We start from the raw sequence: 14,843 nt of genomic DNA on the forward strand, positions 1-14,843 counted from the left end.
AGATCGGAGATTCACCGCGCGTTATTCTTCATGGAAAAGGAAACAAAGCCCGTGTCATCCCCCTGCGCGATGACGTCGTAAAACATCTGGAACAGTATCTCTTAAAATTTCATGCCGATGAATCGCAATTTTCGGAAGATCATTTGTTTTTCACGGTTCGCGGCAACGCAAAGAAGCGTATGACTGAGGCTAATGTTAGAAGCATTGTGCGGAAATATGGGAAAATGGCCCGTGAGGTCTGTAGCGAAGTGCCCGAAAACGTCCATCCACATTTGTTCCGCCATTCATGGGCAATGGCATTATACCAGAACGGGGTGGAACTGACACTCATTTCCCAGTGGCTTGGACATGCACAGTTCGAAACAACACTGATTTACGCACACGCCGACACAGAAATCAAACGAAAGGCAATAGAAAAAGCCATCCCTGAAAGTGATCCGCTGAAAGAATTACTTAACCCGGAGCGCTACACTGTTAATGATGAAACACTGCTGAAGCAACTCTGTGGCTTACGGTAGCAGGCAAGAGTTATCGTAAAAGTTTGTCAGAAAAAAGTCTTTCCATAGACTGTCCATACAGTTCTTTTACGATAACTCTATATTTACGATAACCTCGATAATCTATAATTCAACATTATCAAGGGAAATCCACCCAGCTCCAGATTTCAATCTACCCCATCCAGCATCAGAGCCTTTTCCGCTCTTCACCTCCATAATGGTAAATACTCCAACTCCTGTGCAAATGCCTGTCTTAGCTGTATTAGTTCCGCTACCCTTCCTGATATTCAAATCTGGAATACTCACCTTCACCATAAACGGACAATCCGCATTGCTCATCCCACCTGCAGCACCTTCCACCACCTCAGGATAAACCTGCTTGCCGTTCCAGTCATAAACCTCATATCCCGGATGCTTATCAGCCATAGCCTTTGCATTGGCAAGAATCGTATAAGCACCAAGCTGAGATTTTACATCATCCCAACTCTTCCTTACTCTGTAATACTTCACCACATCAGAAGCCTCACCTACCACATCGTACTGAGTCAGTTTCCATCTCTCAATAATGCTACAGAGCTTGTCCACATAAGTAAGACTCGTAGCATAGCCGCCATTCTTGATGATCTGTGCTGCCTTCTTATAATCGATGCATCCCTTAAGTCCTTCATATCTGAGTTTGCTGCCATTCTTGGCTCCAAGCAGATAAGCACTATGGTCTGCAATGGAATCTTCCACACAGCTGTATCTTCTGAAATCAGCAGTAATAGTCACGTAACTTCCGTCAGCATTCTGCTCCTGAGTCTTCTTGGTATAAACAGAACTGCCATCCCAAGTAGAACCGCCCCAGGTGTTTCCGCTAAGACTCTTCTTCATTCCAAAGCAGTTATTAGCCCCCTGCGCAAGCTCGCTCTTACCATAACCACTCTCCAAGATAAACTGAGCCATAGATACGGATGCAAGGATACCGCTCTTCTTCTGATCAGCCGTAAAAAGTGCACCCACCTTTGCAATCACCTGAGCCTCTGTGAAATTCTGAAACTCTCTTGCCTGCATACCGGAAGGAATCACTTCTGCACTTCCACCACCAAGCTGAGCCGTAACCTTTGCAGCTAGATCTCCAAGTCTTGCATAAAGCCAGTTTCCCGGACAGCTCTTATTGGCAAACCACCTGTGAACCGTGATGAGCATCTCATCCTCCTTCGGTTGATAGTTCAAAGACTTCTTCTTATCTCCAAACCAAAGCAGCTTCTTCTTTCCATTTCTCTGGCAGATATCCACGCACAAATCAATCAGCCTGTCATAGACCACCTCATTCATAACATAAGGCTCTACCTTGCCGGAAGCGCACTCGATCGTGATCGCCCTCTGGTCATTGGCATTGCTGGAAGTACACCAGGAACGATTCTTCTCTTCCACATACATTCCAACCCTGCCATCCTTATCAATGCCATAATTAGAAGAGGCCTGGGTGGATGGTCTGTAAAACCAATCCCCCAAGCCTTCTGCGCTGCACTGTCCTACAACACAGTGCGGTGATATTCTGTCAATCTTGTGGGTACGCTGTCCAGAATGATTCGGACTAAGCTTCGTATAAGCCACAAGTGAACTGTTTTTATATCCCATTCTTACTCACCATCCTTATCCTCTTCACTGCGATCATGCAGCTGCTCCAACACCTTCTTAAGCTTCTCCGGTATCGGCAATCCCAAATGTCCTGCATTCTCAAGCAAAGAAATTCCCTCATTGCTGAGATAAAAAAACATTACTGCCGTTCTCAAAATGGAACCATTTCCGATGACCTGCACATCCAAAACATTTGCAATTCCTACCAGCATAAAAATCAGTACCTTTCTGCAAATCCCCTTGAAACCGACTTCCGAAGAAAGCTTCTTGTCAGCAATCGCACACATAATTCCCGTGATGTAATCCGCCACCACAAATAAAAGCAATGCAATTATCAAACCATCACACCCTCCAAGGAAGTAGCCAAGCCAGCCACCGATTCCCGTAAACACCAACTGCACCATACTCCAAAACTCTTTCATATCCTCTCATCCTCCTTAAAAAATTGTATAGAAAAAGCAGCTGCCCATCTTAGAGCAACTGCCTAATCCCAAAATGCTATCCCTATCAGCTGGCCTCTTCCGTCAGCTCATAAGTAATCTTCATCGTTTTATCCGTAGTCTTCACAACGGCAGTACTTAAGTTATTGATACTTGCCAGATACGGTGTCAGCAGAAAGCACATTCTGTAATCCGAACCATAGTTACCGCCCCAGCCAAAGCAAAACTCCTTGTACTGGAACACAGGAGTACCCAGATTCAGAAGTCTTGTACTTCCCACAGTTTGCACCACTGTATCATCCGGCTTAATCTGATAATCCCATCCGATGATCAGGTCATTCACCATAAACAGATAATTGGCACAGGTTCCGGAACCGGTCTGCGATTTTCCCTCTGACGTAAATCCAAAGGGAATTAAAGTCACATCCGTGGAATTACTGAGATTGATTTTATAAATGCCTGCATCGTCATAAGCCGTCAGATACAGATAGCCATTACGGATAACACCTCTCACAGATCTCTGGGCATAGGTATCCACCTTGAAGCTTCCAATCGCCTTAAGGCAGGCATTGGACAGTGTCCATACACCTTCTGTCATGGTGTAATCATCCTTTTTAATCTTCACCCAGTACATCTTGGCATCTCCAGAAGAATTCGCCTGATTGGCAAACCCATACCAGTACCCGTCATGCCCGTCCAGAAAATCCCCATAAGGCGTATAGCTTCCAAGGAACTTAAAGGTACTGCAGGTAATGACCTTCTCTTCCAGCAAGTCATTCGTCGTATCATTCAGCCTGTCATTCAGCCCCAGTGTAAACACCGGAAGCCTTCTCTTATGGATGATCACGGAACTATCCTGGAATCGAATATTGATCAGGATATTGTTCTCAAAATCCACCTCCACCGCACTGAACAGCTCCGCAAGCTCTTCCACGGTCTGCGTTTCCAGTCTGGTCTCCATGATCTGGTAAAAAGCAGCCTTGGAATTCTCCATACTGCCATAAGCTGCCACACCGCCCTGCTTGGAAGTCAGTGCCACCGCAGCAATGGTTCCATTCCCCTGGCTGGGTGTAAACTCCCAGACAAAACGATACCCATTTTCAAGTGGCTTACTCTCCGTCAGATTCATGCTTCCCCTTGCCACATCCGCAGTAGCATTGACATCGTTGGATGCATATGCCACCGGGAGTTTTGCCGTGGACGGATAAATATTGTCCGCATCCTCTGTCAAAGCTTCCGAATAGAGCAGTATGCCCCCAATCATGTTAGGACAGATAGGAAGCATGTTATCATTCCAGAGAAGATGGGTATCATACTCCCCGGCCACAGAATAAAAAATACCCATAGGATTCAATCCCAGGATATGATTTACCGCATTTGTCACCATATTTTCTTCTTGTACTCTCTCCACCACTTCCCCAGTGGCATCGTCAATCATCTCGATGACCATATTACCTTTCAGCTTCATCCTTACCTACCTTTCCACCGGCATTGCAAATGCGCCGATTCCAAATCTTCCAGGAACCACATCACTGTAGGTTCTCTTCACAAGCTCATCAATCTTCCAGGTGATATTCTCATCAACAGCGGTCATCTGAAGCACACCACCGACTTTTACTTTCATAATGGTTTCCTCTATCTTAATCTCACCATCCCAGGCTTCCCCGGCACCCATAGACTGACCCATAATCGCAGCAAGACAGTCACCGGTATCCACCGTAACCGTTCCCCCCGTTGCCCTGGCATACACATTGAAAATGTTTCTGTAATTGGCAACCAGATTTTCAATCGGATAATACAGCATGATGGAATGCTTTCCGGAATGCCAGGTTTCTTCCGGCTGATGAATCTCAATGATGCTGTCATTGAACTCAAAGGTAAAATGAACCACCACCTGCCCATCTTCCTTCCAGACCACAGGCAGTTCCACAGATAATGTCTGTTCTTTTGTCTTGCCAATCACAACAGGCTCCTCTGCTGCAACAGCACTATCCGAACTTCCACCGGTTTCATCCACAACATCAGTCCCCGCAGCATCGCTATCAGTTGTTCCGCTATCCGTAGTTTCCTCATTACCTGCAGTACCCTCTGCCAAAACTTCTTCCACTTCCACCGAAGGAATCATCACATCCCCTCTTGCAACCACAGACCTTTCCACCTGGTCTGCATTCACTCCCACAATCACAGATCCAAAGAACTGCGCCATAACCGCTTCATTCGGTGCAAATTCGATGGAAATAATCTTCACATCACTCTCGCCAACCGTAAAAGTGCTGGCATTGGTAAAGGTATGAATACCAATCTTGCCCGCCTCTTTATTATCTATAATCTGGTTCAGCAACCCGCTTATGTTCTTATCATTCTTTGACTTTGCATGTGCCAGTCTCGGATTCTTACCAATCCCTTTCAGCGTATGCTTTCCACCAATCTTACACTGCATGGAAGTAATGGCGGATATCCTGTTTTCATCCGCCTGTCCGCCCCTAAACCGGATCACATCTCCTAAATCCAGAGCAGGATTTCCTATGGTATCCGAATCAAAAGGCACATAATCCACAACCGCCAGGTCATTCAGAATATTCATACACAACTGCTCTCTGGTTTCTTTCAGACCAAACTGCAACAGCGGATTCACACCGAGATTCAGTGTCAGCCCATCATCCGGATCCAGATGATAATACTCTGCCGTTTCCGTTTTCATGTTGGTAGAAGAAACCGCCGTGTATCTTGTGACAAAATCGGAAAAGCTGCTGGTAAAACGGTGCTTTGTCTCCAGCTCCATCACCGGTTCATTGGCATACTTCCTTAGTTCCAGCTTCCCCTCTCGGTTGATACAGAAAAACCCACCAAGAACCTGCCCCACATAGTAGAGCACATCCCGATAGGTCTCAATATCATTCTCCGTATAAATGGAAAGCAGCTCCGTACCATTCGGCATCGCCTCATAATCTGCCTGGCTCTGTGCCATCTCCACCTTACAGGCCTTGCAGCACAGATTCACAAAATCATACACCGTACCTATGGTTTCAAAGCCATTGAAGCTCTTATCAAACCGGAGCATGTAATCATAGGCTTTCAGTTCCAGGCACTTCACCGTCCTGTTCGCTTCTGATACCTCAAAGATTCCCATTGGCACAGTTTCATAGGACTCATCAGCCAATCTCAAATGATAAAACAGTTCAACCGTGGCATCTTCTAAAGTATATCTGTCAATATCAGATAAGAGCGTTATCCCCATCTCCGCTGCATACACCGTACCAAATTCAATCTCAGTAGACCCACAGCACTGACTGGAAATATAACCACTTCCTTTTACAATATCATCAGCACCAAACTCATACGTGGCACCTTTCGTTGTCGTTATCCTTCCTGTCCAATAATACCTTCTTGTGTTCTCCTGCACCGCCTGCAGGAATGCTTCACTCACCGGATACAAAAGACCACCTTCCTTCCATAAGAAAAACACCAGCCATAGCTGATGTCCTTCATACCTAAAAACAACAAATTATTATTGTTATAATTTTAAACAATCTAACAATATTAACTTAGCAAAGTCGATAGTGTACCTGTAAATTTACTTAAATCTTCGTAATCAAATATGTCATCGCACAGATACATTACAAAGCGATCTTCATCAATGCCCGATTTATAAAGATTGGAAGACAACACCTTATACAAATTTTTTCCATCATTATCCGTGTTATTTTTTGTCCGAGGATCATTTTTATAATCAAGCAAAATATTCTGCAATGATCTCTGCGTAAAATACTTGTCTCCAATCATTTTAATAAATTTCAAATCAGGTGTATCTATAAGCTTTGCCTTCAAATATTTCTCTATGCTCGGAATTGGCAAAAAGCATTTAGGAAGGCTTTTGTATTCATCTTTTTTTGAAATCTCTTGCTTAACATCTCCGTCATAAATACTAATAATTCTCTTTCCAACACCAAGTGTGTTATAAGTAATCATATCATGATGAAGTTGCAACATCTGATTACAACCGCCTGCTGGCAAGACACAAATAAGCTTACTTTTGCCAAGATTGTTGGTTCTTATTATCTTTTCAACAAGAGCCTTAGCCAATGGATCTTCTACTAGCAACAGAAAATCAAATCCATTTGGAACATATAAGTTTCTTATTGCATAATTAGGGTAGCAGGGATTAGTACAAATAACATTTCCGTCATAATTTTCAAGCAAAAATATATTTTTACTTGAAATACGATGGAGCAATTCAGCGGAATGCGTTGAAAAATAAACAATTAGTTCAGTCGATGATTCTTTTATAAGTCCATTAAGTACTTCAACAAGTCTGTCAATTGCACTTGGATGCAATGCAAGCTCAACTTCGTCAATCAAAAATAGAAGCTTATCTGTTCCCGAATTTCTCACAACAAGATTATTAATGAAATCAATCAGTGAAATCAGCATACTTTCACCACTACTCATTCGATACTGACTAATATACCTGTCTCCTATTTTTCTAAAATATGGCATACCTCTAAAATTGTATTGTTTTGCTAGCGTTCGATTTTTAACCTTCAATAAAGATGAATAATATGATTTATTGTTATGCAAAATATACCCTAATGTCTCTTTGACAAAATCGTCCGCTTCAATGAGTGTTTCATCCAAATCAGCATTTCTCATAAAATTATCGACTAAACTATAATCGTTAAATCTAGTGCCAAAGAAAATACTTCCCTCATAAAATCCCTGAATTGTAATATTCGTTCCCATAACAGAATGCCCTTTATACATTTCAGTTACATCTGTAACTAATCTATTATCCTTAAAACGCCAGAGATCTGATGATTGTTCAATTTCCAAAGAGACCGAGCTATCTCTTGACAAATCATTTTCAGATAATAACTTATTAGATGATTTTTTAATCATCAAAGACAATGCGAGCATAATAGTACTTTTGCCGCATCCATTTTCACCAACTATCGCATACATTCCTTTTTCTGATGGCAGAGATAAATCAGCGTGCTCAATATTCTTAAGCTTATTTATTATTAAATGAATACTCATATGTGATGCCTCCATACATGTATAACTTTAGTCACTAAACCAATGACGGTTCACCAACTTCTGAATGCTTTCAGTAGGCTTTTATTTTATCACGAACGACCATATCAGTCATCTGTTATTTGCATCAATATTCCTTCAAAGTAACGTTCACAATCCATAATCCCTTATAACTTGTATCCTTCTTAAGCTTCGCCTTGAATCCTTCCACATACATTTCCGTCTGCCTCAAACTTGCAGTCTCCGGATCAAAGAATCTCACTCCTATCTTCTCCTGCTGTTTATACCCGGTCAGTAGTCTCAGCCACTTTTGGGTAACAGAAAAGGAAACAGAAATGGTCACCACACCGGTACGAACCACATCCCTCTGTACGGTTCCTGCCTCTGTTTCCCCACCACTGTCTGCTTCCTTATCTGTCATATCTACTTCATAACTATCCGGCAGAGGAAGATCCACGCCGTCAAAATTCAAATACTGAAAAAATGCCATTGTTACCTTCCTCCACTTCTTAGATTAGCTCTTTGCTGTGCATTTACAATTACTTCATCCAGTATCGTACCACCAAGGTACACAGGAATCACAATATCCCCGCTTCCACCATTAACAGAAGTAACCGCATCCTTAATCGCCGACACAAAACTACTCATATCTGCACTTGTCACAGAACCACCGCCAGCCATAGCCATCTGACCTGCATTCACCTGAGGATTCACCACCATATCAGTTGCAAGACCGCTCACTGCATCCTTTACCATTCCCTTGCTCTTCTCAATACCCTTTGCCAATCCGGACATAAAGTCTGGCATCCAGCTCTCGTACTCCGTAAGAGGTCCTTCATCCGGCACAGAGAAATGCAGGAAGGACTTGATGGTGTCAGCTACGCTGCAAACCGCATCCTTCACCTTACCGATGCAGGACTTGATACCATTCACAATTCCATTGATGATATCCGCTCCCCAGCTGAAAGCCGAAGAAGCCAGATTCTTAATGAAATTCACTGCATTGTTAAATCCATTTTTGATGGTATTGTAGATACCGCTGACTGTACTCTTTATGCCATTCCACATGGAACTGAAAGCAGTAGACACCGCCGTCTTAATGGCATTCACAACGGTAGTCACCGTGTTCTTAATGCCGTTCCAAACCGTCGTGATGGTATTCTTGATGCCATTTACCACTGTGGTAACCACATTTTTGATGGAATTCCATACTGTAGAAAATACTGTCTTGATAGCATTCAGCACTGTTGTAATTACTGTCTTAATAGTATTCCAGGCTGTAGTAAGAAAGGTACTGATCGCCGTAACCACCGTGGTCACCACGGTCTTGATTCCATTCCAAATAGTGGTAAAGAAAGTGGAAATTGCATTCCAGATAGTCTCTGCAACGGACTTGATGGTATTCCACATAGTCGATAAAAAAGTGCTGATTGCATTCACAACGGTAGTAAAGGTATTCTTGATTCCTTCCCAAAGTCCGGTAAAGAAAGAAGCCAAAGCATTCCAAACCGTTTCCGCTGTAGTCTTGATAAACTCCCAAGCAGCCACAAAGAATTCCTTCAAGGCTTCCCAAACTGCAACCGCAATCTCCTTGATACTTTCCCACAAATCTATCCAGAACTGCCGGAACTCATCACAGTTATTCCAAAGATAGATAAACGCTGCCACCAAGGCCGCAATGGCTGCAATAATCAGCACAATCGGATTGGCAAGCATAGTCGCATTCAGTGCCAAAAATGCTGTCTTTACTGCCTTAATCACACCCACAACCTTTGGCACAATGGTCATAATCGTACCCACTGCCGTAATGATTTTTCCAATGATAATCAGTACCGGCCCAAGTGCCGCAGCAATCAGTGCAACCGTCACAATGGTTTCTTTTACGCCGTCCGGCAGACTGTTCAGCACATTAATAAATCCCTGCACCCAACCAACAATCTTTTTCACCGCTGGTAACAGAATCTCACCAAAAGAAATGGCCAGCTCCTGTAACTGAGATTTCAGTATGGTGAGCTGACCTTCCAGGTTATTATTCATAGTGTCTGCCATACTCTGCGCAGCACCGTTACAGTTATCTATCGCTCCTGAGAGCTTCGCAATATCTCCTTCTCCTGCATTCATAAGTGCAAGGAACCCTGACATGGCATTCTTTCCTACCAGTGATTCCGCCGCAGCTGCTTTCTCCGATTCTGACAAACCACTAAAGGCAGTTCTACAGTCAGCCAGAATATCTGACAAATCCCTCATGGAACCGTCTGCATTGGTGGTGGCAACTGTCACCTCACCAATGTTTTCCCCACAAATCTTAACCTCTCCGGAAAGATTTGTCATAATGGTTCGAAGGGACGTACCAGCTTGGGTGGACTTTATACCTGCATTCGCCATAAGTCCAATGGCTTCTGCAGTATCTTCGACAGAGAAGCCCAAAGCACCTGCAATCGGTGCACAGTACTTAAAAGTCTCACCCATCATAGATACATTTGTATTCGCATTAGAACTTGCCGCCGCCAGCACATCAGCAAAGTGCCCGGAATCCTGAGCCGACAATCCAAAGGCAGTCAGTGCATCTGTCACGATATCAGATGTGGTCGCCAAATCTTCTCCGGAAGCAGCCGCCAGATTCATAACGCCTTCAATACCGGAAAGCATATCCTCTGTCTTCCAGCCAGCCATTGCCATGTAATTCATAGCCTCAGCCGCCTCGGATGCAGAAAACTTAGTCTTACTTCCCATCTCCCTGGCCTTAGCAGTCAGGTCTTCCAACTCTTTTCCGCTTGCACCGGATACTGCCGCCACCTTACTCATGGCAATTTCAAAATCAGCCGCAGTCTTCACAGAAGCAGTACCAAGAGCAGTCACGGTAGCCGTAACCGGAAGAAGCTTTTTTCCTGCTTCCTCAATGTTACTGCCTACATCCTTTAACTTCTCACCGGTAGCAGAAATTTTCTGTAATGCCGTGGCAGACTGATTCGCCTGCTCTTCCAATCTCTTTAACTCATTCTCAGTTTCAATAATCTCTCTTTGCAGAGCATCATACTGATCCTTGGAAATGGTTCCATCATTTAATGCTTTCTCTGCCTGCTCCGCCGCAGTCTTTAAGGTCTCCAGTTTCTCCTTCGTTTCCTTAACCGCATTTCCAAGCAGCTTATGCTTCTGAGCCAAAAGCTCTGTATTACCAGGATCCAACTTAAGAAGCTTTTCCACATCCTTAAGCTGTGCCTGTGTATTTCTGATTTCGGTATTAACACCCTTTAATGCTGTCTGAAGTTTCGTGGTATCGCCGCCGATTTCAATAGTGATACCTTTAATTCTCGATGCAGCCATACCGAACCTCCCTTCTAAAACCGGTCAAAATCAGCCTGTGTAGCAATCACACTGTACTTCTTGTCCGCATCCTGGTCATTTCCGCTCTCCACATACATGTCATTCACCATTCCGATGGTCAAAAGATCCAAATCCCGAATCGAGATTCCCAGCTGAACGCATCGGAGCAGAAACAGCGGTGTTGTCATCTGGCGGTCTGTTGCACGATGTTTTTTTTAGCCTCAGCATCCGATCTGACATTTAATCCCCAAAGCTCAATAATCTTTGGAAGCACCTGATAAATACTGAACGTATTAAAAGCATCAAGCCACTCTTCCGGTGTATCGGGAATATTCGGATCCGCATGCTTCGCCATAACATAGGCAATGTTTTCAAACATCTCCAGAGAGAACAAATCCAGGTTGCTCACCTCTTCGCTGTTGCTGTCAATCGCCTTCTCCAAAGAAGCCAGATCCTTGTAGATATCTCGTTGGAACTTCATCCTGTATATTCTCGGAATCGCAGCACTTGCTCTGAAAGGCACCTGCTTTCCGTCAATTTCGATATTCTTAATCATGCTCATAAAATAAGCCCTCTCTTTCCACATTAAGCAAAAGAGCCAGGACATTTCTGCCCCAGCTCACCACTTCTTATTCTTCACTTGTGTTCACACCGGTAATGGTCGGCATATAAACCGCATTGTACCAATCGGTATAAACTGTACTGTCTGTCTCATTACCGGTCTTAGCCTTAACCACACCGGAAGGAAGAGGTGTAGCCTTGATAGTAAGAGTTTCCGTCTGAATCTCTCTGCTCTCTTCGTTAGTCTTACCCTCGATACCGGGCCTACTTGCAGAGCAGTTATAAAGCACATGACGGATGTGCTTCACATCTCCATCAAACTCAAAAAGAAGTGCAAATCTGTTCAACTCAGAATTCGCATCCTCGATCAGGACCTTGTTATCATCCAGTGTTTCATTCAAAGCAGACACCCTGAAATCTTCAGGAATCATCGCAAGCTCCAAATCTCCATCATAACCCATGTTGTTATTGATAACATAATATGCAGTACCATCCGCGTAGAAATTCTCCGGTTCTCCATTGGCATCCAGAGAAATCGAAACTGCACCTGGCAATGCCACAGGCTTATCGAAGGAAACCACACCCTCTTCATCCAACTTAAGCATTGCGTAGTGTGCATTCTTAAGATTGTATTTGACCTTATTCTTAGCCATAATCAAAATCCTCCTTAATCTGTAAAAGGAACCTCGAATGAATAAAGCACCTCATAAAGCTTCTCACTCTGGATCCAAACTTCACTCTTGTTATAAAAAATACCGGACTCATCCATTACCATTTCCACTTTTCGCTCCACAGCCAAGTCCTTACTGTCCGTGTAAAGCTCAATCCTCACCTGATTAATCTTGAAATACACCTTCCCATCTGCAGCAAAGTTATTACTGCCCGGCAGGAGATAACAGATAAATGGTGGCTTAGGGCTCTCTCCCTCTGCGAAATGGTCATAGGCAAAAGGGATGCCAGTCTTCTGCAGCATCTCCACTAAGTTTTCTATTGTCATTTCAATGCCGCCTCCACTTCTCTTTCCAAAAGTTCAGCTGCAGCTGCTTCTGCCGGAGCGATATGCGGAAAGGCTCTCGTTCTGCCACCACCACGCTTGGCATGTCCAAATTCAAGCAGGTGAGCCAGCTGATATCTGTTCTTGGAATGCACTGTAACTTCCATCGCATTTGCATTTTCCTTGGTCGTTTTTACAGCCCAACTCTTTTTATACTTACCGGTCTTAACCGGAGCACCTGCCTGTACATCACTTTTGGCTTTATTGCCTGCTTTCTTCACAGCGGCCTTCATATCCTCTGTCGCAAGATCAGCGTATTCCTGCAAACCTTCCATAATGACATGAGCCATTTGGTCAATCCTGCATCTGTCCGTTGCCATGCTTACCGCCTCACTTTCCTGCAGCTGAATTTCAAGCACTTCTTCTTGAAATTCATATGATCCACGTTCGTGATATCATAAATCTCATCCCTGAAAATAAGTCTGTGAGTAGTGGAACCAATCTCGCATGCTTTCTGACAGTACCTGATTGTCACCGTCATTCCGACATCCTCAACAATGGTTCCGGCTTCTTCCTTTTCCTTGGAGCTTGCCATACCCTCACCGCCAATCGTGGCGTGACAGGTATAGAAATCTTCCCAGCCATTCTTATGATTTCCGATAGAATCTGTAATCACAGTATTCTTCTGAAAAGTAACCTTCTCATTTAATAATCCAATGTCCATCGGCTACCTCCCATCAAAATTCAGGCTCTCTGATTCCAAAAAGCAAAGCCCTGAGTCCAACAGTAAGTGCTCTGTGGTCTGCATCCTCACGGTGTTCATACAGATAAGCCACCGCATACATCACCGCAATCTTACTCACAGGCTGTTTCTCAAAATCTTCAAAGTCTGAAAACCTTGCCACATCCATACAAATCTGCTGGCTCTGAACAATGATGCCTTCAAGCAGTGCATCATCGTCATCAAAGTCCACCCGCAGATAATTCTTCATCTCTTCCAATGAAACTACTGCCATCAAACATCACCTCTCTTAAACCTTGCCTTTCTCACACTCTCGCAAAGAGTAAGCTTTCATGGGCATCCGAAGATTTCCAGGGGCTCAGTTATTTTCCGTTCCTTATGATCCGGAACCAGTCTTCTGCTGAAGGACCTTGATTGCTTCAGGAAGGATAAGCTTACCATCGACTCTCTGAGTTCCCATGAATCCGACCTGGCCATTCGCTGCATAAAGCTCGGACAGCTTCTTGAAGGTTCTGCCCTGACGGTCTGCAATCCAGTAATACTTGAAATCACCGAAGGCGATAGTCTTTGCACCGGCAGCCGCAGTAGGCATGAATGCAGAGGTCTTCACAGGTCTTCCAAGGATCGTGTCCGGAGTACCTGCAACCAGAGAAGGCTGCCATAAATACTGACCAGTAGTATCCTTAAGCTTACGGATCTGCTTCACAGTCGCATCATTCAGTAACCAAACCGCATTCTTACGGTAAGGCGCCTTCAGGCTGTAGAAAAGGTCAATCACCTCATCTGCAGTAATGGCAGTTGCAGAAGCAGCTGTCACACCGACTTCAGCACCACCGGCTGCTGCAAGAATACCAAGCGGCTTGCCCTTGCCATCGCCATTGAAGAAGGAATCTTCCTCTCTTGCACCGATACGTCTTGCAAACTCCTTGGAAATATATGCTTCAAGGTCAAACACGCTGTCAGCAAGAAGCTCCTCGGAAACCTTAATCATGGTACCAAGCTTGTAAGCACCGATAGATACCTGGCTGAATGCATCATCAGATTCGGTGTAAGCACCTTCCTCATCAACCCAGCTTGCAGTACCCTTAGAAGCAACAACCGGAATCTTACGGTCACCGCTGGAAGTCTTGATCACATGTGCAAGAGTACGGAATACGTTCTCTTCCTCAAGTGCTTCCACAAGTGTTCTCTCGAATTCATCAGGCACTAAGTAGCCACCCTCTGAATCGGTACCTTCCTGAAGTGCATTAAGCACAGAAGGCATAGGAGCCTTAACTCTCATCGCATTCCAGAAGGAACCCTTATACTCATCAGAAGCACGTCCTGTCTTTTCAACCTCATCTTTTCCCATCTTTGCACCCGGCTTTCCGGTAAGTGGAGTACTTGTAGCCTTAGAAAGCTCCGCATCAATCGCAGCCTGTCTCTCAAGTCTCTCGATTTCCTTACCTAAATTCATAACATCCTGTTCCATCTTGTCGTAGGTTGCAGTGTCTTCCTCGGAGAGCATACCGTCTGCACCTCTCTTGGCATCAAGAAACTGCTTTGCAGCATCCCATGCCTTTGCTCTTTTTTCTCTAAGTTCTAAAATCTTGCTCATCTTGAAAATCCTCCATTTTCTGTACTAAAAAAGC

16 protein-coding genes are annotated in these 14,843 nt (G+C 44.2%); 1 reads left to right on the plus strand and 15 read right to left on the minus strand.

Going from position 1 to position 14,843, the window contains the following annotated elements; all coding sequences use genetic code 11:
* On the plus strand, positions 1 to 518 hold a 518-nt coding region (locus tag ACTNC0_RS13920), incomplete at its 5' end, for a tyrosine-type recombinase/integrase (protein WP_441087844.1).
* A gap of 102 nt (positions 519 to 620) precedes the next feature.
* Here the strand turns inward: ACTNC0_RS13920 and ACTNC0_RS13925 are convergent.
* The 15 genes from ACTNC0_RS13925 to ACTNC0_RS13995 all read right to left on the minus strand — a co-directional run bounded on the left by ACTNC0_RS13925 (position 621) and on the right by ACTNC0_RS13995 (position 14,809).
* Positions 621 to 2,120, minus strand: coding sequence for a glucosaminidase domain-containing protein (locus tag ACTNC0_RS13925; protein ID WP_441087845.1), 1,500 nt, complete (start codon positions 2,118 to 2,120; stop codon positions 621 to 623).
* A gap of 2 nt (positions 2,121 to 2,122) precedes the next feature.
* The gene (locus ACTNC0_RS13930) at positions 2,123 to 2,542 is read right to left on the minus strand and encodes a phage holin family protein (RefSeq protein ID WP_441087846.1); all 420 of its coding nucleotides are present in this window, start codon (positions 2,540 to 2,542) and stop codon (positions 2,123 to 2,125) included.
* Between the two features lie 85 nt (positions 2,543 to 2,627).
* Positions 2,628 to 4,028, minus strand: a complete 1,401-nt coding sequence (locus tag ACTNC0_RS13935) for a hypothetical protein (protein ID WP_441087847.1) — start codon at positions 4,026 to 4,028, stop codon at positions 2,628 to 2,630.
* Positions 4,029 to 4,034: 6 nt separating this feature from the next.
* On the minus strand, positions 4,035 to 5,996 hold the full coding sequence (locus ACTNC0_RS13940; RefSeq protein ID WP_441087848.1) for a hypothetical protein: 1,962 nt from the start codon (positions 5,994 to 5,996) through the stop codon (positions 4,035 to 4,037).
* A 104-nt stretch (positions 5,997 to 6,100) separates the two neighbouring features.
* Positions 6,101 to 7,594 carry an ATP-dependent nuclease gene (locus ACTNC0_RS13945; protein ID WP_441087849.1) on the minus strand — a complete coding sequence of 498 codons (1,494 nt, stop codon included), beginning with the start codon at positions 7,592 to 7,594 and terminating at the stop codon, positions 6,101 to 6,103.
* Between the two features lie 124 nt (positions 7,595 to 7,718).
* Complete coding sequence (locus tag ACTNC0_RS13950) at positions 7,719 to 8,081, minus strand: hypothetical protein (RefSeq protein WP_441087850.1); 363 nt, start codon at positions 8,079 to 8,081, stop codon at positions 7,719 to 7,721.
* Between the two features lie 2 nt (positions 8,082 to 8,083).
* Entirely contained in the window at positions 8,084 to 10,915 is a 2,832-nt protein-coding gene (locus ACTNC0_RS13955) for a phage tail tape measure protein (RefSeq protein WP_441087851.1), read from the minus strand.
* Positions 10,916 to 10,929: 14 nt separating this feature from the next.
* Positions 10,930 to 11,103 (minus strand): hypothetical protein, encoded by a 174-nt coding sequence (locus ACTNC0_RS13960; RefSeq protein ID WP_441087852.1) that lies wholly within the window; start codon positions 11,101 to 11,103, stop codon positions 10,930 to 10,932.
* The gene (locus ACTNC0_RS13965) at positions 11,100 to 11,477 is read right to left on the minus strand and encodes a hypothetical protein (protein ID WP_441087853.1); all 378 of its coding nucleotides are present in this window, start codon (positions 11,475 to 11,477) and stop codon (positions 11,100 to 11,102) included. Before ACTNC0_RS13965 ends, ACTNC0_RS13960 begins: the two co-directional genes overlap by 4 nt.
* 67 nt (positions 11,478 to 11,544) lie before the next feature.
* On the minus strand, positions 11,545 to 12,129 hold the full coding sequence (locus ACTNC0_RS13970; protein WP_441087854.1) for a major tail protein: 585 nt from the start codon (positions 12,127 to 12,129) through the stop codon (positions 11,545 to 11,547).
* Positions 12,130 to 12,143: 14 nt separating this feature from the next.
* The gene (locus ACTNC0_RS13975) at positions 12,144 to 12,473 is read right to left on the minus strand and encodes a hypothetical protein (RefSeq protein ID WP_441087855.1); all 330 of its coding nucleotides are present in this window, start codon (positions 12,471 to 12,473) and stop codon (positions 12,144 to 12,146) included.
* Positions 12,470 to 12,850, minus strand: coding sequence for an HK97 gp10 family phage protein (locus ACTNC0_RS13980; RefSeq protein WP_441087857.1), 381 nt, complete (start codon positions 12,848 to 12,850; stop codon positions 12,470 to 12,472). Before ACTNC0_RS13980 ends, ACTNC0_RS13975 begins: the two co-directional genes overlap by 4 nt.
* A 2-nt stretch (positions 12,851 to 12,852) precedes the next feature.
* Positions 12,853 to 13,194: a phage head closure protein gene (locus tag ACTNC0_RS13985; protein ID WP_441087859.1), complete on the minus strand. Its 342-nt coding sequence runs from the start codon at positions 13,192 to 13,194 to the stop codon at positions 12,853 to 12,855.
* 13 nt (positions 13,195 to 13,207) lie between these two features.
* Entirely contained in the window at positions 13,208 to 13,486 is a 279-nt protein-coding gene (locus ACTNC0_RS13990; protein ID WP_441087860.1) for a head-tail connector protein, read from the minus strand.
* A 102-nt stretch (positions 13,487 to 13,588) separates the two neighbouring features.
* A complete protein-coding gene (locus tag ACTNC0_RS13995) occupies positions 13,589 to 14,809 on the minus strand; it encodes a phage major capsid protein (protein ID WP_441087861.1) in 1,221 nt (406 codons plus the stop codon).
* Between the last annotated feature and the right edge of the window lie 34 nt (positions 14,810 to 14,843).

The organism is Blautia sp. HCP3S3_B11, from assembly GCF_052064435.1.
Taxonomy (GTDB): Bacteria; Bacillota; Clostridia; order Lachnospirales; family Lachnospiraceae; genus Blautia_A.

What these genes read in the sequence shown, in the direction of transcription:
- ACTNC0_RS13925 (WP_441087845.1), bottom strand. Translation starts at nt 2,120, where the DNA reads ATGGGATATAAAAACAGTTCACTTGTGGCTTATACGAAGCTTAGTCCG.
- ACTNC0_RS13930 (WP_441087846.1), bottom strand. Translation starts at nt 2,542, where the DNA reads ATGAAAGAGTTTTGGAGTATGGTGCAGTTGGTGTTTACGGGAATCGGT.
- ACTNC0_RS13935 (WP_441087847.1), bottom strand. Translation starts at nt 4,028, where the DNA reads ATGAAGCTGAAAGGTAATATGGTCATCGAGATGATTGACGATGCCACT.
- ACTNC0_RS13945 (WP_441087849.1), bottom strand. Translation starts at nt 7,594, where the DNA reads ATGAGTATTCATTTAATAATAAATAAGCTTAAGAATATTGAGCACGCT.
- ACTNC0_RS13950 (WP_441087850.1), bottom strand. Translation starts at nt 8,081, where the DNA reads ATGGCATTTTTTCAGTATTTGAATTTTGACGGCGTGGATCTTCCTCTG.
- ACTNC0_RS13955 (WP_441087851.1), bottom strand. Translation starts at nt 10,915, where the DNA reads ATGGCTGCATCGAGAATTAAAGGTATCACTATTGAAATCGGCGGCGAT.
- ACTNC0_RS13960 (WP_441087852.1), bottom strand. Translation starts at nt 11,103, where the DNA reads ATGACAACACCGCTGTTTCTGCTCCGATGCGTTCAGCTGGGAATCTCG.
- ACTNC0_RS13965 (WP_441087853.1), bottom strand. Translation starts at nt 11,477, where the DNA reads ATGAGCATGATTAAGAATATCGAAATTGACGGAAAGCAGGTGCCTTTC.
- ACTNC0_RS13970 (WP_441087854.1), bottom strand. Translation starts at nt 12,129, where the DNA reads ATGGCTAAGAATAAGGTCAAATACAATCTTAAGAATGCACACTACGCA.
- ACTNC0_RS13975 (WP_441087855.1), bottom strand. Translation starts at nt 12,473, where the DNA reads ATGACAATAGAAAACTTAGTGGAGATGCTGCAGAAGACTGGCATCCCT.
- ACTNC0_RS13980 (WP_441087857.1), bottom strand. Translation starts at nt 12,850, where the DNA reads ATGGCAACGGACAGATGCAGGATTGACCAAATGGCTCATGTCATTATG.
- ACTNC0_RS13985 (WP_441087859.1), bottom strand. Translation starts at nt 13,194, where the DNA reads ATGGACATTGGATTATTAAATGAGAAGGTTACTTTTCAGAAGAATACT.
- ACTNC0_RS13990 (WP_441087860.1), bottom strand. Translation starts at nt 13,486, where the DNA reads ATGGCAGTAGTTTCATTGGAAGAGATGAAGAATTATCTGCGGGTGGAC.
- ACTNC0_RS13995 (WP_441087861.1), bottom strand. Translation starts at nt 14,809, where the DNA reads ATGAGCAAGATTTTAGAACTTAGAGAAAAAAGAGCAAAGGCATGGGAT.